This is a genomic window from Pseudomonas sp. MF06569, assembly GCF_059862735.1.
In genome coordinates this window covers 1-23,429 of the sequence record NZ_JCBCUZ010000046.1, presented here as the reverse complement: position 1 = coordinate 23,429, position 23,429 = coordinate 1, and the positions used below count along the sequence as shown (strand labels likewise).

General features: G+C 59.1%; 23 protein-coding genes and 1 pseudogene. 16 read left to right on the top strand and 8 right to left on the bottom strand.

Annotated elements, in window-relative coordinates; all coding sequences use genetic code 11:
- From AC19YQ_RS24110 to AC19YQ_RS24095, 4 genes are all read right to left on the bottom strand, one after another.
- Nucleotides 1-1,429 (bottom strand): efflux transporter outer membrane subunit (locus AC19YQ_RS24110; RefSeq protein WP_500596107.1); only part of this gene is annotated, 1,429 nt, incomplete at its 3' end.
- On the bottom strand, nucleotides 1,426-2,490 hold the full coding sequence (locus AC19YQ_RS24105) for an HlyD family secretion protein (RefSeq protein WP_500596106.1): 1,065 nt from the start codon (nucleotides 2,488-2,490) through the stop codon (nucleotides 1,426-1,428). The genes AC19YQ_RS24110 and AC19YQ_RS24105, both read right to left, overlap by 4 nt.
- The gene (locus AC19YQ_RS24100; RefSeq protein ID WP_500596105.1) at nucleotides 2,487-4,025 is read right to left on the bottom strand and encodes an MFS transporter; all 1,539 of its coding nucleotides are present in this window, start codon (nucleotides 4,023-4,025) and stop codon (nucleotides 2,487-2,489) included. Before AC19YQ_RS24100 ends, AC19YQ_RS24105 begins: the two co-directional genes overlap by 4 nt.
- A 262-nt stretch (nucleotides 4,026-4,287) precedes the next feature.
- The gene (locus AC19YQ_RS24095) at nucleotides 4,288-5,196 is read right to left on the bottom strand and encodes a LysR substrate-binding domain-containing protein (protein ID WP_133077605.1); all 909 of its coding nucleotides are present in this window, start codon (nucleotides 5,194-5,196) and stop codon (nucleotides 4,288-4,290) included.
- Between the two features lie 317 nt (nucleotides 5,197-5,513).
- Between AC19YQ_RS24095 and AC19YQ_RS24090 the strand changes: the two genes are divergently transcribed.
- The 11 genes and pseudogenes from AC19YQ_RS24090 (at nucleotide 5,514) to kch (ending at nucleotide 16,478) form a co-directional block, all read left to right on the top strand.
- The gene (locus AC19YQ_RS24090) at nucleotides 5,514-6,614 is read left to right on the top strand and encodes an FUSC family protein (protein WP_133077604.1); all 1,101 of its coding nucleotides are present in this window, start codon (nucleotides 5,514-5,516) and stop codon (nucleotides 6,612-6,614) included.
- Between the two features lie 519 nt (nucleotides 6,615-7,133).
- Nucleotides 7,134-7,436 (top strand): urease subunit gamma, encoded by a 303-nt coding sequence (locus tag AC19YQ_RS24085; protein ID WP_016781195.1) that lies wholly within the window; start codon nucleotides 7,134-7,136, stop codon nucleotides 7,434-7,436.
- 54 nt (nucleotides 7,437-7,490) lie between these two features.
- A pseudogene (locus AC19YQ_RS24080) lies at nucleotides 7,491-7,892 on the top strand (urease subunit beta); the annotation flags it as partial.
- A 195-nt stretch (nucleotides 7,893-8,087) separates the two neighbouring features.
- The gene (locus AC19YQ_RS24075; RefSeq protein ID WP_133077603.1) at nucleotides 8,088-9,806 is read left to right on the top strand and encodes an urease subunit alpha; all 1,719 of its coding nucleotides are present in this window, start codon (nucleotides 8,088-8,090) and stop codon (nucleotides 9,804-9,806) included.
- 82 nt (nucleotides 9,807-9,888) lie between these two features.
- Nucleotides 9,889-10,560 (top strand): urease accessory protein UreE, encoded by a 672-nt coding sequence (locus AC19YQ_RS24070; RefSeq protein ID WP_133077602.1) that lies wholly within the window; start codon nucleotides 9,889-9,891, stop codon nucleotides 10,558-10,560.
- Between the two features lie 21 nt (nucleotides 10,561-10,581).
- On the top strand, nucleotides 10,582-11,268 hold the full coding sequence (locus tag AC19YQ_RS24065) for an urease accessory protein UreF (RefSeq protein ID WP_133077601.1): 687 nt from the start codon (nucleotides 10,582-10,584) through the stop codon (nucleotides 11,266-11,268).
- 65 nt (nucleotides 11,269-11,333) lie between these two features.
- Nucleotides 11,334-11,981, top strand: coding sequence for an urease accessory protein UreG (gene ureG / locus AC19YQ_RS24060; protein ID WP_500596104.1), 648 nt, complete (start codon nucleotides 11,334-11,336; stop codon nucleotides 11,979-11,981).
- The gene (locus AC19YQ_RS24055; protein WP_133077600.1) at nucleotides 11,978-12,940 is read left to right on the top strand and encodes an urease accessory protein UreD; all 963 of its coding nucleotides are present in this window, start codon (nucleotides 11,978-11,980) and stop codon (nucleotides 12,938-12,940) included. The genes ureG and AC19YQ_RS24055 overlap by 4 nt, the downstream gene beginning before the upstream one ends.
- 207 nt (nucleotides 12,941-13,147) lie before the next feature.
- A complete protein-coding gene (gene yut / locus AC19YQ_RS24050) occupies nucleotides 13,148-14,128 on the top strand; it encodes an urea transporter (protein WP_133077599.1) in 981 nt (326 codons plus the stop codon).
- Between the two features lie 26 nt (nucleotides 14,129-14,154).
- Complete coding sequence (locus AC19YQ_RS24045) at nucleotides 14,155-15,213, top strand: HoxN/HupN/NixA family nickel/cobalt transporter (protein ID WP_133077598.1); 1,059 nt, start codon at nucleotides 14,155-14,157, stop codon at nucleotides 15,211-15,213.
- A gap of 89 nt (nucleotides 15,214-15,302) precedes the next feature.
- Nucleotides 15,303-16,478 (top strand): voltage-gated potassium channel protein, encoded by a 1,176-nt coding sequence (gene kch / locus AC19YQ_RS24040; RefSeq protein ID WP_339475438.1) that lies wholly within the window; start codon nucleotides 15,303-15,305, stop codon nucleotides 16,476-16,478.
- 65 nt (nucleotides 16,479-16,543) lie between these two features.
- Here kch and crcB (AC19YQ_RS24035) read toward each other — a convergent pair whose 3' ends face one another.
- Nucleotides 16,544-16,945 (bottom strand): fluoride efflux transporter CrcB, encoded by a 402-nt coding sequence (gene crcB, locus AC19YQ_RS24035; RefSeq protein WP_500596103.1) that lies wholly within the window; start codon nucleotides 16,943-16,945, stop codon nucleotides 16,544-16,546.
- 16 nt (nucleotides 16,946-16,961) lie between these two features.
- Nucleotides 16,962-17,342 carry a fluoride efflux transporter CrcB gene (crcB, locus tag AC19YQ_RS24030; protein ID WP_133077595.1) on the bottom strand — a complete coding sequence of 127 codons (381 nt, stop codon included), beginning with the start codon at nucleotides 17,340-17,342 and terminating at the stop codon, nucleotides 16,962-16,964.
- 202 nt (nucleotides 17,343-17,544) lie between these two features.
- Here crcB (AC19YQ_RS24030) and AC19YQ_RS24025 point away from each other — a divergent pair, with 202 nt between their 5' ends.
- The 3 genes from AC19YQ_RS24025 to AC19YQ_RS24015 all read left to right on the top strand — a co-directional run bounded on the left by AC19YQ_RS24025 (nucleotide 17,545) and on the right by AC19YQ_RS24015 (nucleotide 18,598).
- Nucleotides 17,545-17,847, top strand: coding sequence for a type II toxin-antitoxin system HigB family toxin (locus AC19YQ_RS24025; RefSeq protein WP_500596102.1), 303 nt, complete (start codon nucleotides 17,545-17,547; stop codon nucleotides 17,845-17,847).
- 3 nt (nucleotides 17,848-17,850) lie between these two features.
- The gene (locus AC19YQ_RS24020) at nucleotides 17,851-18,219 is read left to right on the top strand and encodes a helix-turn-helix domain-containing protein (protein ID WP_500596101.1); all 369 of its coding nucleotides are present in this window, start codon (nucleotides 17,851-17,853) and stop codon (nucleotides 18,217-18,219) included.
- A gap of 100 nt (nucleotides 18,220-18,319) precedes the next feature.
- On the top strand, nucleotides 18,320-18,598 hold the full coding sequence (locus AC19YQ_RS24015; protein ID WP_133077592.1) for a hypothetical protein: 279 nt from the start codon (nucleotides 18,320-18,322) through the stop codon (nucleotides 18,596-18,598).
- Here AC19YQ_RS24015 and AC19YQ_RS24010 read toward each other — a convergent pair.
- Together AC19YQ_RS24010 and AC19YQ_RS24005 are read right to left on the bottom strand one after the other, a co-directional pair.
- Nucleotides 18,595-20,958 carry a DNA polymerase II gene (locus AC19YQ_RS24010; protein WP_500596100.1) on the bottom strand — a complete coding sequence of 788 codons (2,364 nt, stop codon included), beginning with the start codon at nucleotides 20,956-20,958 and terminating at the stop codon, nucleotides 18,595-18,597. The genes AC19YQ_RS24015 and AC19YQ_RS24010 overlap by 4 nt on opposite strands.
- Nucleotides 20,959-20,976: 18 nt before the next feature.
- A complete protein-coding gene (locus AC19YQ_RS24005) occupies nucleotides 20,977-21,330 on the bottom strand; it encodes a hypothetical protein (protein ID WP_219261223.1) in 354 nt (117 codons plus the stop codon).
- 266 nt (nucleotides 21,331-21,596) lie between these two features.
- On the opposite strand from AC19YQ_RS24005, the gene AC19YQ_RS24000 reads away from it, so the two are divergent.
- Nucleotides 21,597-22,505 carry a transporter gene (locus AC19YQ_RS24000; protein WP_219261222.1) on the top strand — a complete coding sequence of 303 codons (909 nt, stop codon included), beginning with the start codon at nucleotides 21,597-21,599 and terminating at the stop codon, nucleotides 22,503-22,505.
- A gap of 11 nt (nucleotides 22,506-22,516) precedes the next feature.
- A complete protein-coding gene (locus tag AC19YQ_RS23995) occupies nucleotides 22,517-23,278 on the top strand; it encodes a DUF2092 domain-containing protein (RefSeq protein ID WP_500596099.1) in 762 nt (253 codons plus the stop codon).
- Nucleotides 23,279-23,429 lie beyond the last annotated feature (151 nt).

Sequence of the window (23,429 nt, the reverse complement as noted above, 5' to 3'; positions counted from 1 at the left end):
ACCCCTGCCACCCTCCACCCAATGCACCAAACACATCCACCAGCGACAGCGACACCTGCGCGGTGCTGTCTACCAGTGCCGCTTCGTTGGCCAGCAGCGCGTTTTGCACGGTCAACACGTTCAGGAAGTCCACCGTGCCCTGGGCGTACTGTTGATGAACGCTATCCAGCGCACGCTGGCTGTGCATCACCGCCTGCTGCAGGCTGTCACGTCGACGCTGGCTGGCCTGGTACGCTACCAGCGCATCGTCCACCTCATGCCAGGCCCGCAATACGGTTTTTTGATAGGCAATGCCCGCCTCTTGTTGTCGCCCTTCCTGCAATTGCAAGGCCCCCTGCAAACGCCCACCCTCAAACACCGGCACGCTCAACCCCGGCCCGAACGCAAAGTTGCGCGCCCCCCAACTGCCCAGGTCCGATAGCTGCATGGCCTGCATTCCCAGGCTTCCAGACAAGGTAATACGGGGATAAAAGTCAGCCTTGGCCATGCCGATCGCTGCCGTCGCCGCATGCAGTTGCGCCTCGGCACGGCGGATATCGGGACGACGCTGGGCCAACTCGCTGGGCAAGCCAATCGGCACATCCGCGCCATAGGCCGGCACCGGCGCCACTGCGCTCAATTGCTGCTGCAAGGCCCGTGGCTCGCGGGCCAGCAGCAGGCTCAGGGCATTGATCAATTGCGCACTTTGCTGCTGCAACGGTGCCATGCGCGCTTCAATCTCGGCCACCTGGGCGGCGGCTTCCGACACTTGCAGGTCGGTGGCCACTCCCTCCTTGAGTTGCAATCGGGTCAGCTCCAGGCTACGGCGGGCAATCTGCAGATTTTGCTCCACCACCGCCAGTGCCTGCTGCGTACCGCACAGCTGAATGTAGTGCTGCGCGGTCTGCACGATCACCAGCAACTGCACCCCGTGACGATCCTCTGCCGCCACTTGCACCGAAGCATCAGCCGCTTCGACCGAGCGCTTGACCCTGCCCCACAGGTCGGCCTCCCAACTGAAACCCAGGCCACCATTCCACAGGTTGAACGCCTGCTTGCCGCTGTACCCCGAAGGATCACCCAAACCCTGCTGGCTGTTACGGCTGCGACTGTAAGCAGCCGTACCGTCCACCTTGGGCAAGGTGTCGGCGTTAATCTGACGGCGAATCGCAAGGCTTTGCTCCAGACGGCTGGCCGCCAGTTGCACATCAAAGTTGCTGTGTTGCGCCTCGCGCACCAGGGCCGACAGTTGACGATCGCCAAAACGGTCCCACCAACGCGGGTCTATTGCCGACTCGACGGCCCGGCTATGTCCCGCCTGGGTGGCAACGGGCGCCCAGTTCTTTGCCAGCGCGGGCACGGGCGCCTCAAAATCCGGGCCCACCACGCAACCACTTAAGGTCAGCACGCTGTAACAGGCCACAGCCCAGGCCAATGCAGTGTTTTTCATCGTGTGCTGACCTGCTGGTCGTGCGCAGTCGCCGTATCGATGGACGCATTCACCGACATCCCGAGGCGCAATTGACTGGCCAGCAACTGCCCTTGATCCAGCGTCACTTTCACCGCAATGCGCTGCGCCACCTTGGTGAAGTTGCCCGTTGCGTTATCCGGGGCAATGGCCGAGAACGTCACACCGGTTGCCGGCGCAATACTGTCGACGGTGCCTTGCAAGGTCTGGCCGGGAAAACTGTCGACCTGGATCGTCACACGCTGCCCCGCCTGCATGTTCGTAAGCTGATGCTCCAGAAAATTGGCAACCACGAAGGCATCCGCCAGCGGTACAACCGCCAGCACGGTATCGCCGGGTTTTACGTAGGCGCCAAGACGCACGCTGCGTCGTCCCACCACACCGTCAAAAGGGGCCGTCAGTTGGGTGTGGGACAGGTCCAGTTCGGCCCGCGCCTGCAAGGCTTCGGCATACTGAACCGACGCTTGAGCTGCGGTGGCCTGGGCGGCCAGCACGCGGGTTTGCTGGCGGGCGGCTTCCAGGGCGGCCTTGTGCTGGGCCAGCTCGGCCCGGGCGGTCAGCGAGCGGTTTTTTGCCTGCTGGGAATTTTGCAGCGTGCCTGCACCCTGCCCCGCCAGATGTTGATAGCGTTGCAACTCATGCTCGGCAAACTCGACCTGTGCCAGATCTGCATCAACCGTCGCCTTGGCCTGTTCGATCAGCGAACGCTGACGTTCCAGCATCGCCAGTGCATTGACCCGTTGTGCCTGCGCCGTCGCGACACTGGCTTGCGCCGCCTGCACGGCAGCCTGGTAGTCCTGCGGATCGATCCGCGCCAGCAACTGCCCGGCCTTCACCGGCTGGTTGTCCTGCACCAGCACCTCGTCGATAAACCCCGCGACTTTTGGCGCAATCAGGGTGTAATCGGCGCTGACAAAGGCATCGTTGGTGTTCTGCACCGTGCCCGTGGCAAACACCAGCCGCCACACCCCGTACAGCACGATAAAGACCGCCAGACCCGCGCCGGCCACGATCAAAGGCTTGCGCCCGCTTGTTGTACTCATTTCACTGCTCCAACAGGTGTGCCCGGCGCGTAGATCCGCGTGGGGCCAAAAGGGATTAACACAATCAATAAAAGCGCCAGGACGGCCATGTACAGATAAAGATCGGCAGACGTCAGCACCACCGCTTGCTGATGAACCCGGCGCGCCAGATCTGTCCCGGTACTGACCAGCGGCGAGTTGCCCAGGCGATCGAGCAACATCGTTGAATGGAAGTGCTCGCGATTGAGGGTCAACACGCCCAGCACACTGCCTGCTGCAACCGCTGAAAAACCTTTGACGGTGTTGAACCAGGCCGATGCAAACGGGCCGTCCGCCGGGTTCAGGCCGCCCGTGGCCAGCATCAACAACGGGATCACGGCCATTGGCTGGGCGATGATTTGAATCGCCTGCAACCCGTAAAAATTCTCGCGAGTCCACATCGAAGTCGCCTGCGAACCAATCCCGCACGCCAGCGCCAGCAGCGCCAGACCAATGGCCAGCACCCAGCGGCAATCGACCCAGCGCAGGTTGCACAGCGCGACCACCAGCGGTAGGGCTATCAGTTGTGGCAACGCCACCATCAACATGACTGGCGCGGTTTCAAGGGGACGATAACCCTGCACCTGAGCCAGGTAACTGGACGGGATCTTGATCACCGCCAGCAACACAAACAGCACCCCGCCCAACGTCAGCAAGGCATGGGCCAGGTTGCGGATTTTCAGCAACTGCAACTTGAAAAACGGCAGCGGGTGCGACCATTCATTGATAAAAAACAACACCATCAGGGCCGAGCCCCCGACAATAAAAAACTGAATCATCGGCGATTCGAACCAGTTCATCCGCTGGCCCAGTTCCAGCCCCAGCACCAGCATGACCAGGCCCGGCAACCCCAGCAGCAGACCGCGCCAGTCAAACTGCTTGAAGCGCTCCAGCCGCAATGGGTCCTGGGGCAAACCCCAGGCCACGCAGGCCATCGCCAACAGGCCCAGCGGGATGATTTGCCAGAACGCCCATTGCCACCCGGCGTACTCCACCCACCAGGCAGACAGTGGCGTACCAAAACTGGGACCAAAGGTTGCCGTCAGCGCATAACTGCCCAGCCCGTACAGACGAATGCCCGGCGGCAAAAAACGCAGCGCCACCGACATCAGCATGGGCGGCAAGGCACCACCGGCAAAACCCTGCAAGGTGCGCAGCAGCATCAGCACATCGACATTGGGAGCCAACGGACAGAGGATGCCCAGCAGCAAAAAGGCGCCTATGGCACACAGGGTAAAACGTCGCAAAGAGAAGGTTGCTGCACACCAGGGCGCAAAGGCCATGGCGCTGATGGACGTGGCCGAATACACCGCCAGCAACCAGGTACTTTCGTCAAAACCGATGCCCATTGCCCCACGAATATCGGGCATGGCCACCTTGGTGACATTCTCGTTGAACCCCGATACCAGCACCGCCAGCAACACGCCCAGCAGACCGGTAAAAATCCGCAGGCCAAATGCCGTACTGACCGCCGGGGACGGTGCCGGGGCCGCGACGCCTGCGACCAGCGCCGTCACACCCCTGCTCCAGGCGCCAGACTGCGCCCATGATCAAACCGCCAATACATGGCTCACTCCGTCGACTTGATAGATGACGGACAGTTTATTCAGGTGAAATAGCTATAAAAACTGATAAATAACTAACTGTGGAGTGCGCCAGACGCAATAATCTGCGCACTTGTGGGAGCGGGCTTGCTCGCGATGGCATCAACCCACCATGCCTGACTCACCCGGCGGTCCGAATCGCGAGCAAGCCCGCTCCCACAAAGGCGGCCAACCCCTAAGTCAGCGCATTGTCGCAGAAGGTTTTTAGGGTGCGACGCAGCCAGCGATGGGCATGATCGTTGTCCAGGCGCGGGTGCCAGGCCTGGACGATATCGACCGGCTGCAACGTGAGCGGCAACTCGAACGGACGCAGTTTGAGGCCCAGTGGCTCAAGGGTTTTGAGCAACATCTGGGGCATCAAAGGCAAGATCAGATCACTCCCCGTCAAGGCAAAGATCGCCGAGTAGAACGTCGGCGTAGTGAACGACACCCGGCGCTCCAGCCCCTGCTCGGCCAGCAGCGTATCGATCGGTCCACGGGCATGCCCCCTGCGTGACACGCTGATATGGTCGAAACCGGCAAACCGCCCGGCCGTAATGGGCTCATCGAAAATCGGATGCCCCTCCCGGGCCAGCCCTACAAAGGGGCAGGTGAACAACCTTTGCACCTTGATATCCGAGCTGAAGCGGTTGGTGGCGCAGATGGTCAGGTCAATGCGGCCTTCATTCAACGCCTCATCATCGGTAAACCCCTCAGGCACGACCCGCAACGTGGCCTTGGGCATTTCCAGGGCCATTTGCTGGCGCAACGCAGCGCCATAAACACCAAAGAACACGTCATTGGCGCGAATGCTGAACGTGCGCTCCAGCTCACGTAAATCACTGTTCTGGCTTTGGGTGAACACCCCGTGCGCCAGCTCAACCACACCCCTCACCTGCTCACGCAACTCCAGTGCCCTGGGAGTGGGGACAAGCCCACGGCCTGAACGCACCAAAATAGGGTCATTCAAGACTTCACGGATTCGGGTCAAGGTGCGGCTCATGGCCGGAGCGCTCAGGTTCATGCGCCGGGCAGCGCCCACCACCGAGCCTTCTTCGAGCAAGACGTTCAAGGCAACAAGCAGATTCAAGTCAGGTATTTGCATGAGCCAAAGGGTATCGGGTAACGCTTGGCGTGCCTAGCCGGCTCGCCATGCACCATTGTTGCGCATCAGGTAAAACAGTTTCGCGCACACTTAGCTAGCTAACTAAGTTTGACCTTGATACATTGCCGCCCGTCAGGTTGATGCCTGACGCTCTCTTTGGTTGAGAATTTTTGGTCATTACCGGATCCCCATGATGGTAATGGCCTTTTTTACGCCTGCCATTTCTCTGCGCCCCAAAGCAGAGCCATCCCAAGTGGTGGACCCACCCATCCTGAACTACGCTGGCAGCCCAATCCATTACAACGATTGGGGACTCTATGCAGCTGGGTAAAAAGATTTCAAATCTGGAAAAACTGGCCTGCAAATACAACCACTGGATCCATGCCACCCGTATCAGCCTGGCGTTCCTGATTACCTTTGTTGTCATCCGCTACTTCAAACTCGACGGCGCCTCCTATGCCCTGATCACCATGCTCATCGTGATGGGGCCGCAGCCTTATTGGGGCAATGTGTCCTCCCGGGCCGTGCAACGTACCGGCGGCACCATCATTGGTGCGCTGTCGGGGCTGGTGGGGTTGTACCTGGAAACCTATTCGTTCTCCCTCATGCTGGTGTGGTCCGGCGTCCTGATGTTCATCGCCGGCTACCTGACCCTCGGCAAACACCCTTACATGGCCCTGCTGATCGGCGCAACGCTGGCGGTGGTCAGTTGCGCCCCGCCCAATGACATGGAGTCCGCACTCACCCGCAGTGGCTACGTACTGGCAGGTTCCTTGCTGGCCATGCTCTATACCAGCATTTATCCCCTGCGGGCCTACACCGACCTGCGGATCAAACTCAGCGCAAGCCTGGGCAAGATCAATGAGCTGTACGCGGCGTACTTCTCCCCCCGGATCGCCGAGCGCCCCGACCTGGAAGACCAGTTGAAGGATGAACTGGATGCGATTATCAAGTTACGCAACTACATCGCTCCCGCGAGCAAAGAAACCAACCTCAAGCCACAAGTGTTCGAGGCCGTGCAAACCCTGCACCGCAACATGCTGGCGACCATGAGCCTGATGATCGATGCGTACTGGTCTTCGCGCGAGAGCCATCTGCTGATTGAGAGCGAACCGGCATTGAGTGACCTTCACCAACTGATTCCACAAGCCCTGGAATCACTCCAGAACAAATTGTGCCTGGGCATCGCAAACAACCAGATCAGTGGCGAACTGCGCCAGAAAACCCACGACTTGCATGAGCTTGTTCTCAAGAGCCTTGATGGCAAGATCACTGAAACACCCTTTTACGCCTATGTCTGGCTGAGCCTAGAAATGCTCAGGCAACTGACTGAGCTCAATGACCAACTGCACAGCGCGCTCTATCAGAACAACCACAGGCACTTGTTTAAAAACGACAAACTTCCGAGTGAAAAATAGCGCTTTGGCGTCGACCTGAACGGTTCGTTGACCAGGCGCAGTGCGAAAGCCACACGGGCTGCACTCGCCATTCAGGTCCCTGCCTTGCGCGCTGAGGACAGCCATTAATCGAACACGCACACCATTTCGATGACTTAAAGCACAAGAAATGTGGTTTTTTCGTACTCAGAAAACGCTTTTCTAGCTAAAAAAGACGATTCAAGAACATACAAAAAACAATATAAGCCTATGTTTTATAACGAAATATATTAAAAACACCTAATTTCAGCATGTGTCAACTCCCTCTTGGCCACCCTCCTTCTTCGCCTGGCCTGCCGGGAATTATGGTCTAGGCTCTGCTCGCACCCGTATTAATGGATTTGAACGGTTGAGCCTATGAAACGACCACCTGCACCCAAAAACCACCCGAACCTCAACCCGCCTTTGCACGCTCCCGACGTGTGGAGTGTTAGGCATGCGCGCACGCCTGACCTGCACTCCAGAACTTTAATTCCTACCGCACTGTAAATAGGAGGGCTTATGCAGCTCACCCCCAGAGAAGTCGAAAAACTGATGGTTTACACCCTCTCGGACGTCGCATTCCGGCGCAAGGCTCGCGGCTTGAAATTGAACTATCCAGAGGCTGTTTCAATTATCACCGTGACCGCACTGGAAGGCGCGCGGGACGGCAAGTCGGTTGAAGATGTCATGACCGAGGCCAGCAAGGTGCTGACCAAAGATGACGTGATGGAAGGTGTCAGCGACCTGATTCCCAATGTTCAGGTTGAGGCGATTTTCACCGACGGCAGCCGTCTGGTCACGGTCCATGACCCGATCAAGTAACCGCCTGCTCCACACCCGGTTAACGCAAAACTTCCACGTTTTGAGGAATCAGTCATGAGCACCAAAGAGACCGCAGGACCGCACCAGGATACCCATCCCAAGCACACCATCCCCCACGCCAAAAATCCAGGCGGCGTACACAAGGGCAATGAAGCGGATGTCCCCCTGGGCGGCACCATTTACGCCAGCACACCGATCACCTTCAACGAAGACCGCCCTGTCACCAAAGTCAAAGTGCGTAACACCGGTGACCGTCCGATCCAGATCGGTTCTCACTTTCATTTCTTCGAAGTCAACCGTGCCCTTGAGTTCGACCGTGCCGCAGCGTTTGGCAAGCGCCTGAATATTTCAGCCACCACCGCTATCCGCTTCGAGCCGGGTGACGAAATTGAGGTGCCGCTGATCCCTTACGGTGGCAAGCAAACCCTTTACGGCTTCAACAACCTGGTGGATGGCTGGGCACCGGACAAAATGACCAGCAACCATGAACGCCCGGAAAAACTCCAGGCCATTCAGCGCGCAGTCGATCACGGGTTCAAGTTCTCCAAGCCTGCCAAGCCCGTCAACGACAAGTAACCACAGCATTTTCATATTTTGCACACGCGCCGTTGAGTCATTGACGCCCGCGCGGCATTAGAAAAGGAGCCACCGATGCCAACCATTTCACGCAAAGAATATGCAGGCCTGTTCGGCCCTACCACGGGCGACAAAATCCGCCTGGGTGACACCAACCTGTTTGTCGAGATTGAAAAGGACTTACGTGGTTACGGCGAAGAATCCGTCTACGGCGGCGGCAAATCCCTGCGAGACGGCATGGGGGCCGACAACACCCTGACCCGCGACAACGGTGTGCTGGATCTGGTGATCACCAACGTCACCATCATCGACGCGATCCAGGGCGTGATCAAAGCCGACGTGGGCGTGCGTGACGGCAAGATTGTCGGTATCGGCAAAAGCGGCAACCCGGGCACCATGAGCGGAGTGACCCCCGGCCTGGTGGTGGGTGTGAGCACCGACGCCATTTCCGGTGAGCACCTGATCCTGACCGCCGCCGGGATCGACACCCACGTTCACCTGATCTCGCCACAACAGGCTTACCACGCGCTGTCCAACGGCGTGACCACCTTCTTCGGCGGCGGCATCGGCCCTACCGACGGCACCAACGGCACCACCGTGACCGCAGGCCCGTGGAACATCCGCCAGATGCTGCGCTCGCTCGAAGGGCTGCCGGTCAACGTCGGCATGCTCGGCAAAGGCAACTCCTTCGGCCGCGACCCGCTGGCCGAGCAAATCATCGCCGGTGTCGCCGGTCTGAAGGTTCACGAGGACTGGGGCGCAACTTCAAACGCCATACGCCATGCGCTGCGTACTGCCGACGAGATGGACGTCCAGGTGTCGGTGCACACCGACAGCCTTAACGAATGTGGCTACGTCGAAGACACCATTGATGCCTTCGAAGGTCGTACCATCCACACCTTCCACACTGAAGGCGCCGGTGGCGGTCACGCCCCCGACATCATCAGGGTGGCAAGCCAGAACAACGTGCTGCCGAGCTCGACCAACCCGACCCTGCCCTATGGTGTCAACAGCCAGGCCGAGTTGTTCGACATGATCATGGTCTGTCACAACCTCAACCCGAACGTGCCGGCCGACGTGTCGTTTGCCGAAAGCCGGGTACGCCCGGAAACCATCGCCGCCGAAAACGTGCTGCAGGACATGGGCGTTATCTCCATGTTCTCCAGTGACTCCCAGGCCATGGGCCGGGTCGGTGAAAACTGGTTGCGCGTGATGCAGACCGCCCATGCGATGAAGGTTTCGCGCGGCAAACTGCCGGAAGACAGTGCCGACAACGACAACTTCCGTGTACTGCGGTACGTGGCCAAGATCACCATCAACCCGGCCCTGGCCCAGGGTATCAGCCACGTGCTGGGCTCGGTCGAAGTCGGCAAGATGGCCGACCTGGTGCTCTGGGATCCGCGCTTCTTCGGTGCCAAGCCGAAGATGGTGATCAAGGGCGGCATGATCAACTGGGCCGCGATGGGTGACCCGAACGCCTCCCTGCCAACCCCGCAACCGGTGTTCTACCGTCCGATGTTTGGCGCATTCGGCAAAACCGTGCAGGACACCTGCGTGACCTTCGTGTCGCAAGCGGCCCTGGAGGACGGCGTGAAAGAAAAAGCCGGGCTGGAACGTCAGGTCGTGGCAGTACGGGGCTGTCGCACCGTCTCCAAAAAAGACCTGGTACGCAACGACCAGACGCCGCTTATCGAAGTTGACCCTGAAACCTTCGCCGTAAAAGTCGACGGTGTGCACGCCACGTGCAAACCCATCGACGTGGCCACCATGAACCAGCGTTATTTCTTTGGCTAAAGTCTGAACGGGCAGCCGCCGGGGACGCATTCATCCCCGGCGGCAAACGCCCGGCAAATGATTCGGGGAAGGAGTTTGCGACGTGATTTTGATTGAACACATTCTGGGCAACGCCAAGAAAGACCCGCACTGGAAACAGAAACTGGAAAGCGCCAATGTCGACCTTCTGGTACTGGACCAGCGTGAAGCGCAAAAAAGTCGCTGCCGGCGCACCAGTCTCGGCGGGCTGGACCTGGGTATCTCGCTGGAGCGCAACGTCGTGCTGTCCGACGGTGATGTGCTGATGTGGGATGACGCCACCAACACCGCCGTCGTGGTGCAACTGAACCTGCGCGACGTGATGGTGATTGACCTCAAGGAACTTAAACAGCAACCCCTGGACGTCCTGATCAAGACCAGCTTCGAACTGGGCCATGCCCTGGGCAACCAGCACTGGAAAGCCGTGACCAAACACAACGAGGTGTACATCCCGCTCACGGTCGAAACCAAAATGATGGATTCGGTGATGCGCACCCACGGCTTTCAACACTTGCCGTATGCCTTTGTCGGCGGCGCTGAAGTCCTGCCCCTGCTGACCACTTCAGAGGCACGCCTGCTGTTTGGCGGCGCCGAAGAAACCGACACCCACGTTCACGTGGCCAGCCCGCAAGACAAGCTGGACGCGGCAGCCCTCAAGATCCAGGGCCTGCACAGTCACGACTCGCACAGTCACAGCCACGACAATGGCCATACGTTTCACAGCCATAAGCACTGAATCCGGCAAGAAGGCGCTTTGATGAACGCATCAGATCTAATTCGCATCATGCAGTTTGGCGATTCCGTATTGCCAGTGGGTGCCTTTTCGTTCTCGAACGGCGTGGAATCCGCCATTCAGAAAGGCATCGTTCACGATGTCGCGACCCTCAAGGGCTTTGTCCTCACGGCGCTCAAACAAGCGGCCAGTTGTGACGGCATGGGCGTGGTCGCCGCACACCGGGCCTGTGTCGCCGAAGACCGCGACGGGATCCTGCGCGCGGACTGGGCGGTCAATAACCGCAAGCTCAACGAAGAAAGCCGGTTGATGGCGACGCGCATGGGTAAAAAACTGGCCGAAATGTCGATCCATGTCGTCGAAAAACCCTTGGTCCGCTGGTGGCTGGAGCAGATCAAGGCCGGCAACGCGGCGGGCACCTACCCCGTCACCCAGGCCGTGGTGATGTCGACCCAGGGCATTGGCGCCAGGGAAGTGGTGGTGATGCACCAGTACGGTGTCGCCATGACCATCCTCAGCGCCGCCATGCGCCTCATGCGGGTCACGCACCTGGACACCCAGCACATTCTGTTCGAACTCAACCACGACATTGAAGCCTTCTGCGACATCGCTGAAATCGGTGATATCGAACAGATGTCGTCCTATGTACCCATCGTCGATGTGCTCGCCGCCGCTCACGTGAAAGCACACGTGCGGCTGTTCATGAACTGATACTCCCGGATTGCGTTGACGTGGTCGACGCTCAATCAGCTCCCCTATCTGGTAAGGAAATAACCGTGAAAAAGATTACTCGTATTGGTATTGGCGGCCCGGTCGGTTCAGGTAAAACCGCGATCATCGAAGTGATCACTCCGATTCTGATCAACCGTGGCTACAAGCCATTGATCATCACCAACGACATCGTCACCACCGAAGACGCCAAGCAGGTAAAGCGCACCCTCAAAGGGATCCTGGACGAAGACAAGATCCTGGGTGTCGAGACCGGTGCCTGCCCGCACACCGCAGTGCGTGAAGACCCGAGCATGAACATTGCAGCGGTCGAGGAAATGGAAGAGAAGTTCCCCGACAGCGACCTGATCATGATCGAGAGCGGCGGCGACAACCTGACCCTGACCTTCAGCCCCGCCCTGGCCGACTTCTACATCTACGTGATCGACGTGGCAGAAGGCGAAAAAATCCCGCGTAAAAATGGCCCGGGCCTGGTGCAGGCAGACATTCTGATCATCAACAAGATCGACCTTGCGCCCTATGTCGGCGCCAGCCTGGATGTCATGGAAAGCGACACCAAGGTGGTGCGCGGCAACCGTCCGTACATCCTCACCAACTGCAAGACCGGCCACGGCATTGAACAACTGGTGGACATGATCGAGCACATGTTCCTGTTCGCCCAAAAACCGGCGGTCAAGAGTGAGGTCACTGCATGACAGCGCAGAGCCAGATCGTGAACACCCCGTCACGGCTGCGCGCTCACGCACTGGGCAATGATGCGCCGGAGCTGTCGCAGTACCAGGACGAACCTCCACAAATGCAAAGTGGTGCCGTGGGAAAAAGCGGCTACCTGCGACTGGGTTTTGAAAAGCGCGGCAATCGCAGCGTGCTGGCGGACATGGAGCGGCGCGTGCCGTCGCTGGTGCAGCGGGCCCTGTATTGGGACGAGGTGATGCCCGAGCTGCCCTGTGTGACCATGATCTCGACTTCGGGCTGCGTGCTGCAGGGCGATCGTCTGGCCACTGACGTCAATGTAGGGGTGGGTGCCTGCGGGCACGTCACCACCCAGTCAGCGACCAAAGTGCATTCGATGGATGCCAACTACGCCACGCAAATCCAGCACTTGCGAATCGAGGAAGGCGGCTATCTGGAGTTTATGCCAGACCCGCTGATCCCCCATCGCAATGCGCGGTTTATCACCAGCACCCAGATCAAGATCCACCCCACGGCAACGGCGATCTACTGCGAAGTGTTGATGTCGGGGCGCAAATACCACCATGTCGATGAGCGTTTCGGTTTTGACGTTTACTCCTCGCGAGTGAGCGCTGAAAACCTTGAGGGCCGCGAACTGTTTGTCGAGAAGTACATTCTTGAACCGAAAAAGGAGAGCCTGGACGCCATTGGTGTCATGCAGACCTTCGACGTGTTCGGCAACGTGGTGCTGCTCACGCCCAAGGAGCATCACGACCGGATTGTGGAGCGCATCCCGGCGCTCTTCGACATGAGCGCAGGGCTGGCCAGCGGCGTTACCCGCCTGCCGAACGACTGCGGGCTGATTTTCAAGGTACTGGGCAACGACAGCGGTGAGGTCAAGGCGCAAATCCGCGAGTTCTGGAAAGTCGCCCGCGAAGAGATCCTGGGCCTGACACTTCAGCCGCAGTTTTTGTGGAAGTAGCTGTGTAGCAGCTGCCGAAGGAACGAGGCTGCGTCCGACGGCGCAGCCGTCGTAATCCCTGAGGACAGGGTTTGACTGGCACACCGCAGTGCCTGATTTTGCGACGACTGCGCCGCCAGACGCAGCCTCGTTCCTACGGCAGCTGCTACGCAATATCCGGACATATCAGGACGGCTCTTGGCCGAATGCACAATTGGGAGAGTCAATATGGAAACTGCATCCAAGTGGTCAAAAGTGGCGGATGGCAACGTCGTCCTTGAGTTTATCGACGTCACTCTGCGCGGTTGCGCTCAAGTCATGTTCCAGAACAACCCCCTGACCGGCTTGCTGTTCTTTGCCGCGATCTTTGTCGGGGCTTTTGCCGAAGGCAATCCGGCAGTGGCCTACGGCAGTGTACTGGGCACCGTGGTAGCAACCTTCACCGGCATGCACCTCAAGGACCACACCTCCTGGAAAGCCGGCCTGTATGGCTATAACGGCTGCCTGGTGGGTGTCGCCCTGCCGACCTTTCTTGCCGTCACCCCCATCCTGTGGCTGTGCATCATCCTGGGCAGCGCGGTCTCGGTGATCGTCACAATCTGCATCGCCGACATCCTGAAAACCTGGAAAGTCGCTGCGCTCACCGCCCCCTTCGTACTGGTGACCTGGACCATGCTGCTGGCCAGCTATGCCTTTGGCGGCCTGGAAAACAGCTCCCTGCCCGTGCCCAACCTGCCCCATGATCTGGTCGCCTACAACACCAGTCTGTTCGACGGCATCGACCTGTTCAAAAGTACGTTCTACGGTGTTTCTGAAGTGTTCCTGATCAGCACGGTGATTGGCAGCGTGCTGTTTCTCGCAGGGCTGGCGGTGTCATCGTTGTGGGCTGCCGTGTTCGGTATTCTCGGATCGCTGCTGGCCGTCCTGACCGCCGTGGTCCTGCAGGCCGAACACAGCAGTATCAATAACGGCCTGTATGCATTCAGCGCCGTGCTGACGGCCATCGCCCTGGGTTCGACCTTCAACAAGCCAAGCTGGCGGGTACTGATCTACACCGTGATCGGGGTGATCTTCACTGTCTTTGTGCAGGGCGCCTTGAATACAGTATTGGGCCCGGCAGGCATCCCGACCCTGACCATGCCCTTTGTACTGGCTTCCTGGTTGTTCCTGGTGCCCAACAAAGACGTCATGCCGGCCCACCGCCAATAATGTCCGATCCCTGCCGGAGCCTTCCCATGACCGTGATTGCCCAACCCCTGGTCAATGCCGAACCGTCGAACACCACGCGTCGTGCCATTTACTTGCTGGCCGGATTGATTCTGGCCAACCTCCTCGCCTGGGCCTGGGCCTTTATCGAGTTTGGCAACAACCCGGTACTGATGGGCACCGCATTACTGGCGTACGGCTTCGGCCTGCGCCACGCCGTGGATGCCGATCACATCGCAGCCATCGACAATGTCACCCGCAAACTGATGCAGCAGGGCAAGCGACCGATTGCCGTGGGCACCTGGTTTTCCCTCGGGCATTCCACCATCGTGGTCCTGGCATCCTTTGCCATCGCCGTCACGGCGATGGCTTTCAAGGACGACATGGAGTGGTTCCATGAAACCGGCGGATTGATCGGCACCCTGGTGTCCTCGGTGTTCCTGCTGCTGTTCGGCGTGCTCAACCTGGTGATCCTGATCTCGGTGTACAAGAAGTTCAGGCAGGTCAAGGCCGGCCATAGCCTGCCACCCGAAGAGCTGGACCTGATCACCACTAACAAAGGTGGCCTGATGGCGCGCATCTTTGGCCGGGTGTTCAACCTGGTCAATAAAAGCTGGCACATGTACCCGGTGGGCTTTCTGTTCGGTCTGGGCTTTGATACCGCCACCGAAATCGGCCTGCTGGGCATCAGCGCCACCAGCGCATCCCACGGCATTAGCCTGTGGTCGATCATGGTCTTCCCGATACTGTTCGCCGTGGGCATGGCCCTGATCGATTCACTGGACAACTTCGTGATGATCGGTGCCTACGGCTGGGCGTTTTCCAAACCGGTGCGCAAGCTCTACTACAACATCACCATCACGGCCGCCTCGGTGGTGGTTGCGTTGTTCATCGGCGGCGTCGAAGCATTGGGACTGATTGCCGACAAGCTTGAGCTAACCGGCGGAATATGGACGCCGATCAATGCCATCAGTGAAAACTTCGGCGAAATTGGCTACTGGATCATCGGCATGTTTGTGCTGTGCTGGTTGATCTCGGCCCTCAACTACTACCTGCGCGGTTATGACCAACTGGCAGCCAATACCTGAAAAAGACCCAGCACCCGAGACCCCGTGTGGCAGCCAGGAAAACCTGGCCTACACTCCCTTCACCCCTCAATAGACGCGTCGTAGGTGCCATGACTTTATTACAGGACGTAAAAAATCGTATCTCCTTTGCCTATGGAGTCGCTTTGCTGGTGGCGATCAATGGCTTTCTTTTATTCATGCCGGTGTTGCAGCGTGGCATTGCTCACGCCAATACCGTCTCCGGCTCGTTTGACTCATGGAAGGAGGCTCTGAGCTTTTTAGCCTTGCTGGAAATCCCAGGTTTTGTAGTGGGTTTTGTACTGGTACTGATGTCCCTGGGGCTGTTGATCAAGTCGCGTATCAGCTGGTTTTTTGCATTACTGCTCTTGGTAGCCACCGTCTGCGTTGATTTTTTCATCCTTAAAAAAACCGACGCAGTGACCTTCTTTTCACTCTTCACGATTGCGGTCCTGGTCTTCTACTGGCGCCGGTTTGACCACTACAGCCTGGCCACGGGCAGCTTCTTTGCAGTGGTCAGCATCGCCTCGCTGATCGTCTACAGCACCTTGGGCACACTCTACATCGGTGAAGGATTCGCTCCCCCTGTCACCGACCTGCCGTCAGCGTTCTACTTCGCCATTGTGGTGATGTCGACCGTGGGGTTTGGCGACATCGTGCCCCATACCACCGATGCGCGGTTTTTCACCCTGACGGTGATCATCCTGGGCATCACCATCTTCGCGATCTCGGTGGCGTCCATTGCCGGCCCGCTGATCAGCAACAACATCCAACGAATCGTTAAAGGCAGGATTACCCACATGGCCCGTAAAAATCACTACATCCTCGTCGGCGTCGGTTCACTGGCACAAAACGTCTACAAAGGCCTGACCGATCGCGGCGAGCACGTCACAGTCGTGTGCGCCACCGGCAGTCAGCACGACTTGCCCGAAAAGGCCGACATTATCGAAGGTGATCCATCGGCCGCTTCAACCCTGAAATTGGCCGGTGCCGAGGACGCCAAATACATCGTGACCCTGTGCGACAGCGACGCCGAGAACGTGTTCACCATTCTGGCGGCCAAGGAAGTCGCCGGGGATGACACCCAGATCATCGCGCTGGTCAACGAAACGCGGAACATGCCCAAGGTCAAACGCGTCAACCCGACCATGGTGCTGTCGCTGCCGTTGCTGGGCAGTGAGCTGCTGGTGCGCACATTGCAGGGTGATGAGATCAACAATGACCTGATCACCGAGATGTTCTTCGGCAAGCGTACATCCCTGGCCTGAGCCTTTGGCCGGGATACAAAAAAAGCCCTCTGACGAGGGCTTTTTCATGGCCGTTGCAACCCTGGTTACGAGTTGTCTGATGCGGGCAGCGGCGTGACCTTTGCTCCGGCAACCAGGCCCAGCTCAACGGCGACAAAGCCGATTACCAGGCTCAGTACCAGATAGCAGAGGGAGACAAATACACCGCTTGGGTCTTTCATCATTTCGACGGCGCCGAACACGAAGCTGGAGAACGTGGACAACCCGCCCATGATCCCGGTGCCGACCATCACGTGTACGTACTGATTGATCCGGTTGCTCTTGAACAGCGACGTGGCCACTCCCAGCAGGAAGGCGGCGACGATATTGACGACAAAAATATCCATCGGGAAACCGTCGGCCAGGCGCGGCACCGACAGCATGACAAATTCGCGGCACATGGCGCCAAACGCGCCACCGACGAAAATCAGAATAATCATGTTCAGCATGGTGTTTGCTCCTGTGTCAGCGCGCCAGCCAGGCGCCGAATGCGGCGGCGGCCAGACCGACCAGTACCGAGATGATCAGATAACCTGCCGCCCATGCACGGTCCCGGGCCTTGGCCAGCTTGGAAGCATCCAGCTGCATGCTGCTGAACGTGGTGTAGCCGCCAAGAATACCGGTGAGCACGGCAGCACTCAGGAAGTCGCCATAGCGGTCACGCCAGTCCACGGTAAACAGGATGCTCAAGTAACCGATGACAAAGGCGCCGCTGACGTTGATCAAAAACGTGCCCAGGGGCAAGGAGCCCTTATACAACTGCCCCACCCGCAGCCCGATCCACCAGCGCAGCAACGACCCCAGCCCGCCCCCCAGTCCGACCCAGAAAACATCCAGCGCAGTCATGAAAGTCCCTCTCGTGTCTGTTGGTAAGTGAGGGGAACTCTAGTTCAGAAATACCAGGCGGCACGTGATTTGGAGCATGAGGGGCACCACACACTTTCTTGAACTTTGTGCCTGGCATTTACGGGAGTTGCTTGGTATTTGAATAGCCGCTTTGAAATGGAAGTCACTTGCTAAAGTCCCGCGGTGGGACTAGGATCATTTTATGAGAATTGTTGCTACCAGCCAGCTCACAAAATTTTGGCAAAAGCACCCGGGCTCGAAACAGTCCTTCCTTTGCTGGGTAGATGAGGCCAGGCAGGCCGACTGGCAAACACCCGCCGACATCAAGGCCCAGTTTCGCCATGCCAGCATTCTCAAAAGCAGCAGAGTCGTTTTCAACATCAAAGGTAATGAGTATCGGCTCGTGGTCGCGGTGGCTTACCGCTTCAGCGCCCTTTACATCAAATTCGTCGGCACCCACAAACAGTACGACGCCATTGATGCCGATACCGTTGAACTGGAGTAACCCATGAATATTCGCCCAATCCGTACTGAACAAGACTACCAGGACGCCCTGAAGGCTGTTTCCCCCCTGTTCGACAATGAGCCGGAACCAGGCACCCCGCAGGGCGACTACCTCGATGTCATGATTACCTTGATTGAAGCCTATGAAGCGAAGCACTTCCCGATGGACCTGCCCAACCCGATAGAAGCCATACGCTTCAGGATGGAGCAGTCCGGGCTGTCACCTGCCGACCTGGTGCCCGCTATCGGCAGGCAGAACCGGGTTTACGAGGTGCTCAATGGCAAGCGGGCGCTGACGCTGCCCATGATCTGGAAACTGCATGAGATGTTTGACATCCCGGCAGAGAGCTTGATCAGGCCGGCAAAACCCTAGCCGCCAGGTATCCCGTCAGCCCGGTGGTTTAAATACAGGCGATTGCGATGAAAAGGAGTACCCTGCCCTCCGGCTTTATCCCCACGCTTATGGACCCCCTATGTTTCCCAACGCTGAACGCTACAACCACTCCACCGAATACGCCAACAAACTGGTAGACCGCATCGGCCAGACCCCGGCCTGGATTGCCCAGCGCATCGGCGTGACCGAAAAGCGCATGCGCTACATCCTCGCAGGCTCGCGCACGATCAAGGGTGATACCACAGAAATCATCATGAGCTACGCCGAGCAGTTCTGCCTGGAGTGCCTGGCCGCTGAAGCCAAGGCCGCCAAGGATCGCGCCAAATCCAAGGCCACCCCACCCGCCAGCGACGCTTAAAACAACCCCATCTGCCCGCCCACCAGCGCGCTGAAGTCGTCGTCGACAAATACCAGAATCGCGTCCGCCACCGGTTGTAGCTGACGCGTCAGGTAGTGGTCGTAGTCCACCTGTGCGGTGCGGTTCTCCAACGGCTGGGGACCGGCCACGGTCATCACGTAGCTGATGGTGCCGCCGTTCTGGTACTGCCGGGGCCGTCCCTGCTGGTCGTTGTACTCATCGGCCAGCCGCGCCGCCCGCACATGGGGCGGGACGTTGCGTTCGTAATCACTGAGTTGACGACGCAGGCGCTTGCGGTAAATCAGCAGTTCGTCATGCTCCCCAGCCAGGGTGCCGCGCACAAAATCCCGTACATAGTCCTGATAGGGCTGGCGATTGAAGATGCGCAGGTACAACGCCTGCTGAAACTGCTGGGCCAGCGGCGACCAGTCGCTGCGCACAGTCTCAAGCCCCTTGTAGACCATCTCCCGACGCCCGTCTGCATGGGCCACCAACCCTGCATAGCGCTTTTTACTGCCCTCTTCGGCGCCGCGGATCGTGGGCATCAGGAACCGGCTGTAATGGGTTTCGAACTGGAGTTCCAACGTACTGGTGAGCCCGTACTCGTCACGCACATGGGCCTGCCACCACTGGTTGACGTGCTGCACCAGGTCATGGCCGATACGAGCAGCGTCTTGTTCGCTGTGTTCGCTGCGCAGCCAGACGAAGGTGGAGTCGGTGTCGCCATAGATCACGCTGTAACCCTTGGCCTCGATCAATGCCCGGGTCTTGAGCATGATCTCGTGTCCCCGCAAGGTGATCGACGACGCCAGTCGCGTATCGAAAAAACGGCAGCCACTGGAACCCAGTACCCCATAGAACGCATTCATGATGATCTTCAGGGCTTGGGACAAGGGTGCGTTTTTTTCCCGCTTGGCCACTTCGCGCCCATTGGCCACCCGCTCGATAATGGCAGGCAGACAATGCCGGGTTCGGGAAAAGCGCGCCCCGCGAAAGCCTGGCACCGAGGCCTCGTCACTCGGCTCGCGCAGCCCTTCCACCAGCCCCAGCGGATCGATCAGGAAGGTGCGGATAATCGACGGGTAAAGGCTTTTGTAATCGAGTACCAGCACCGACTCGTAAAGCCCCGGCTGGGAATCCATCACAAAGCCGCCGGGGCTGGCCTGGGGTGGCTTGTCGCCAAGATTGGGGGCGACAAAGCCCTGGCGGTGCATCAGTGGCATGTACAAATGGTAAAACGCCGCCACTGAACCACCGCTGCGATCTGCCTCAAGGCCCGTGACCGAGGCCCGTTCCAGCAGAAAGGTCAGCAACTCGGTTTTCGCGAATATCCGCGTCACCAGCTCGCAGTCCTTGAGGTTGTAGCGCGCCAGCGCAGGCTTGTCATGGGCAAACATGCGGTTGATTTCGTCCATGCGCTGATACGGCGTGCTGATGTCCTTGCCTTCACCCAGCAGGATCTGGGCGACGTTTTCCAGGCTGAAGGAGGGAAACGACCAGGTTGCCGAACGCAACGACTCAATGCCGTCGATGATCAGACGCCCCGCCGCGCTGGCGAAAAAATGGTTGTTTCGGGTGCCGTGCTCGCGCCACTGCATTTCACTGCCCCCACGTCCCAGCAGCAACGGGATGCCCAGCCGGCGGGCATGCTCGTGCAATACCCGCAGGTCAAATTGCACAACGTTCCAGCCAATGATTGCATCGGGATCATGCAGCGCCAGCCACTGATTCAGGCGCAGCAACAGGTCGCCCCGGGTCGCACAGAACTCAAGATCGAAATCGACCGCAGTGTCAGCCTCGGTGGCCTTGCCCAGCATATACACCTGACGCTGGCCACAGCCCTCCAGGGCAATGGAATACAGATCACCCTGGGCGCTGGTCTCGATATCCAGCGAGACCAGTTTCAAGCGTGGCCGGTAATCGGGATGGGGCTTTAGCCGGGCATCCAGCAACGAACCATCGTCCTGGGCCCGGCCGCCGAAACTCACCGGGGCGGTGATAAAACGCTCCATCAGGAAACGCTCCGGCGGGCGCACATCAGCCTCATACACATCGACCCCGGCGCGCCGCAGACGCTGGGCAACGTCCATCAACTGGGCATGCTGGCGGCAGTAAAGGCCCGTGACCGGTCGCGATTGAAAATCGCAGAGCTGCAGCTCGCGAAACGCCACACCCCGTTCATCCTGCAACAGCGTCTGCGCCTGAGCGAGCTGCACCGTCGGGATGAACGCGGTCGAGGTCTGACAAGGCAGGCGCACGTGCTGCGGCCCGTCATCGGTCGCCAACCAGAAGTCGACTTCGATACCCGACGGCGTATCGCGCCAGTGCCGGGTCAGGACAAACCCCTGCCTCAATTCCACCGCCGCAGCCTCACGAACTTACAAGCATGTCGCCAGCATCGCCAAACGGCGCATGGCGCTAGCGTCGCCCGGTTGCTTGGCGTAATAGCTCACCGAAGTGCCCGTACCCTGGGGCACCAGATCGGCAAAGGACTCTGCGCCACGGGTATACACCGTCAGTGGGCCGGTCTTGTCGTTGTTGACATAGGCACTGGCATCCACCCCGAAGACGCTTTCGTCCTCCCAGGAAAACTTGATGCATTCGGCGACCAGCGCCGTGGCTTTATCCGACGCCAGCACCCGGACCGGGGCTTTGCTACGGGCAGTGTCCATCGCAGGAGACACACAACCGGCCAGCAAGGCCAGGCTCAAAACGCCAATCAGCATTCGCATTGGAAATCCCCTTGATAAAGGCCAATACGATATCACGCAGCCAGCTCGAACAGGTGGCTAAATAACCAGTACTCAACCCCCAGGCCAGAGCCAGCAAAGTCTGCGGGGCAGATAGCCGTTGGTCATTTAACAGTGACCCAGACCACAGAATCGGCAGTTTTTAGCCACCACGACAGCGAATCCCGGGGTTAGTGCTAGCGTCAATAAAAATAAATTCGCCGCGCATCGGACGATAGAGCGCCATGGGCTATTGAAGGAGCAATACGATGGGATCAAGCACCGCCCGCAAAGCCAGTGTCACGGCACTCACGCTGGCCCTGATGCCGCTGGCAAGCTGGGCCGACAATGCCCGCGACTGGCAAAACACGCCCACCGACCTGAACATGCTGTTCGGGTATTACAACCGCGTCGACAGCAACACCCCCATCGACACATCACTGCCCATCGACGGCCTGTCGCTCAATGCTGATGTCTACATCCTGCGCTATGCCCGATCGTTCTCCGTAGAAGGTCGCAACACCGCGATCCAGTTCCTGCAACCCTATGCCGACCTCTCGGCGTCTTTTGACAACGCCCGCTTTTTCACCGGCACCAAGCACAACGGCGGCATGGGCGACGCCCAAGTGGTGCTGGCGCATAACATCTTCGGCGGCCCGGCCCTGAGCAAGGAGGAATTTGCCACATGGACCCCGGAAACCTTTCTCACCGGCGCCCTGTGGGTAACGACGCCCACCGGTGACTACGACAAAAACCGGGTGATCAATATCGGAGCCAACCGCTGGGTCTTCAAACCGGAAATCGGCTTTGGCACGCCCATCGGCCCTACCTGGCTAGAACTCAACACCTGGGTTTCGCTGTTCGGTGACAACGACGAATACCAGGGCGACAGCAAGCTTGAGCAAAAGCCGCTGTATGCCATTGAAGGCCATTACAGCTACACCATCAATCGCGCCCTCTGGGCCTCGCTGGACGCCACTTACACCCGCGGCGGCGAGACCAAGATCGACGGCGACTGGCAGGACAACAAACAGGAGAGCACCCTGGCAGGCGCCAGTCTGGGCTTTATGCTCACGCCCCAGTTCGGCGGCCTGCTGGCTTACTCCGACACCGTGACCGAACGCAAAGGTTCGCCGGATATCACCACCTGGACCCTGCGCATGCAGTACGTCTGGTAGAGGCCGCCCCCATGCCCGTCTTGCGTCATGCCTTGCTCGGTCTGCTCCTGGCCTTTGGTGGCCAGGTCAAGGCCGCTGATGACATCGCCATTGAGCCCGCGGCCTTGCAGGCACTGGAGCGGATGGGCAGCTACTTGCGCAGCCTCCGGCAGTTTGGAGTCGAGGCCAGCAGCCAGACCGACCAGGTGCTTGAAAACGGCCAGACCGTCGAGTTTCGTCATACCACCCGGCTGCTGGCCCAACAGCCGGACAAACTGATGGTCTCGGTCGACAATCAAGGCGTGCGCCGCACGCTCTATTACAACGGCAAGCACTTTACTCTCCACCAGAGCCCCAGCACCTACTACGCCAGCGCTCCAGCGCCAGCCAGCATCAATGCCCTTATTGACCTGCTCAACAGCCGTTACGGTATCGAGTTGCCCCTGGCCGACCTGTTTCGCTGGAACGCCAACACCGCCAAACAGGCCGGACTGCGTTCAGCCGTGCTGATGGGCAGTGACACGCTGCAAGGCCAGCGCTGTGATCACTACGCCTTGCGCCAGGATGATATCGACTGGCAACTGTGGCTGCGCCAGGGCGAGCAGCCTCTGCCTTGCCGCCTGACCATCAGCCGCCGCGATATCCCCGAGCACCCGCGCCATAGCGTGGACTTTACCTGGCAACTCAACCCGTCGATCAGTGCCAGCAGTTTTGAGTTCGATCCCCCCCCAGGGGCACAGGAAGTGCCTTTGCAATGGGCCCCCGACAAGTACAGCCTGGAGGCGCAACCATGAAGCGCCTGCATTGGCTGTTGTGTGGCGTGCTCGGCGCCTGCCTGCTGCACACCGCTGTCGCCCAGGCCTGGCAACTGCGCGCAGGGGGTGGCGCACGCACGTTTGTGGTGCCCCACAATGGCGGGCACCCACCGCCTCCACACCCCATGCC

Bases quoted from the DNA above. Each gene is read 5' to 3' on its own strand.
- AC19YQ_RS24025 (WP_500596102.1), top strand. From the start codon at position 17,545: ATGAGAATTGTTGCTACCAGCCAGCTCACAAAATTTTGGCAAAAGCAC.
- AC19YQ_RS24045 (WP_133077598.1), top strand. From the start codon at position 14,155: ATGACCGTGATTGCCCAACCCCTGGTCAATGCCGAACCGTCGAACACC.
- AC19YQ_RS24055 (WP_133077600.1), top strand. From the start codon at position 11,978: ATGACAGCGCAGAGCCAGATCGTGAACACCCCGTCACGGCTGCGCGCT.
- AC19YQ_RS24000 (WP_219261222.1), top strand. From the start codon at position 21,597: ATGGGATCAAGCACCGCCCGCAAAGCCAGTGTCACGGCACTCACGCTG.
- AC19YQ_RS24005 (WP_219261223.1), bottom strand. From the start codon at position 21,330: ATGCGAATGCTGATTGGCGTTTTGAGCCTGGCCTTGCTGGCCGGTTGT.
- AC19YQ_RS24085 (WP_016781195.1), top strand. From the start codon at position 7,134: ATGCAGCTCACCCCCAGAGAAGTCGAAAAACTGATGGTTTACACCCTC.
- AC19YQ_RS23995 (WP_500596099.1), top strand. From the start codon at position 22,517: ATGCCCGTCTTGCGTCATGCCTTGCTCGGTCTGCTCCTGGCCTTTGGT.
- crcB (WP_133077595.1), bottom strand. From the start codon at position 17,342: ATGACTGCGCTGGATGTTTTCTGGGTCGGACTGGGGGGCGGGCTGGGG.
- yut (WP_133077599.1), top strand. From the start codon at position 13,148: ATGGAAACTGCATCCAAGTGGTCAAAAGTGGCGGATGGCAACGTCGTC.
- AC19YQ_RS24075 (WP_133077603.1), top strand. From the start codon at position 8,088: ATGCCAACCATTTCACGCAAAGAATATGCAGGCCTGTTCGGCCCTACC.
- AC19YQ_RS24015 (WP_133077592.1), top strand. From the start codon at position 18,320: ATGTTTCCCAACGCTGAACGCTACAACCACTCCACCGAATACGCCAAC.
- AC19YQ_RS24105 (WP_500596106.1), bottom strand. From the start codon at position 2,490: ATGAGTACAACAAGCGGGCGCAAGCCTTTGATCGTGGCCGGCGCGGGT.
- AC19YQ_RS24090 (WP_133077604.1), top strand. From the start codon at position 5,514: ATGCAGCTGGGTAAAAAGATTTCAAATCTGGAAAAACTGGCCTGCAAA.
- AC19YQ_RS24095 (WP_133077605.1), bottom strand. From the start codon at position 5,196: ATGCAAATACCTGACTTGAATCTGCTTGTTGCCTTGAACGTCTTGCTC.
- crcB (WP_500596103.1), bottom strand. From the start codon at position 16,945: ATGCTGAACATGATTATTCTGATTTTCGTCGGTGGCGCGTTTGGCGCC.
- AC19YQ_RS24020 (WP_500596101.1), top strand. From the start codon at position 17,851: ATGAATATTCGCCCAATCCGTACTGAACAAGACTACCAGGACGCCCTG.
- kch (WP_339475438.1), top strand. From the start codon at position 15,303: ATGACTTTATTACAGGACGTAAAAAATCGTATCTCCTTTGCCTATGGA.
- AC19YQ_RS24065 (WP_133077601.1), top strand. From the start codon at position 10,582: ATGAACGCATCAGATCTAATTCGCATCATGCAGTTTGGCGATTCCGTA.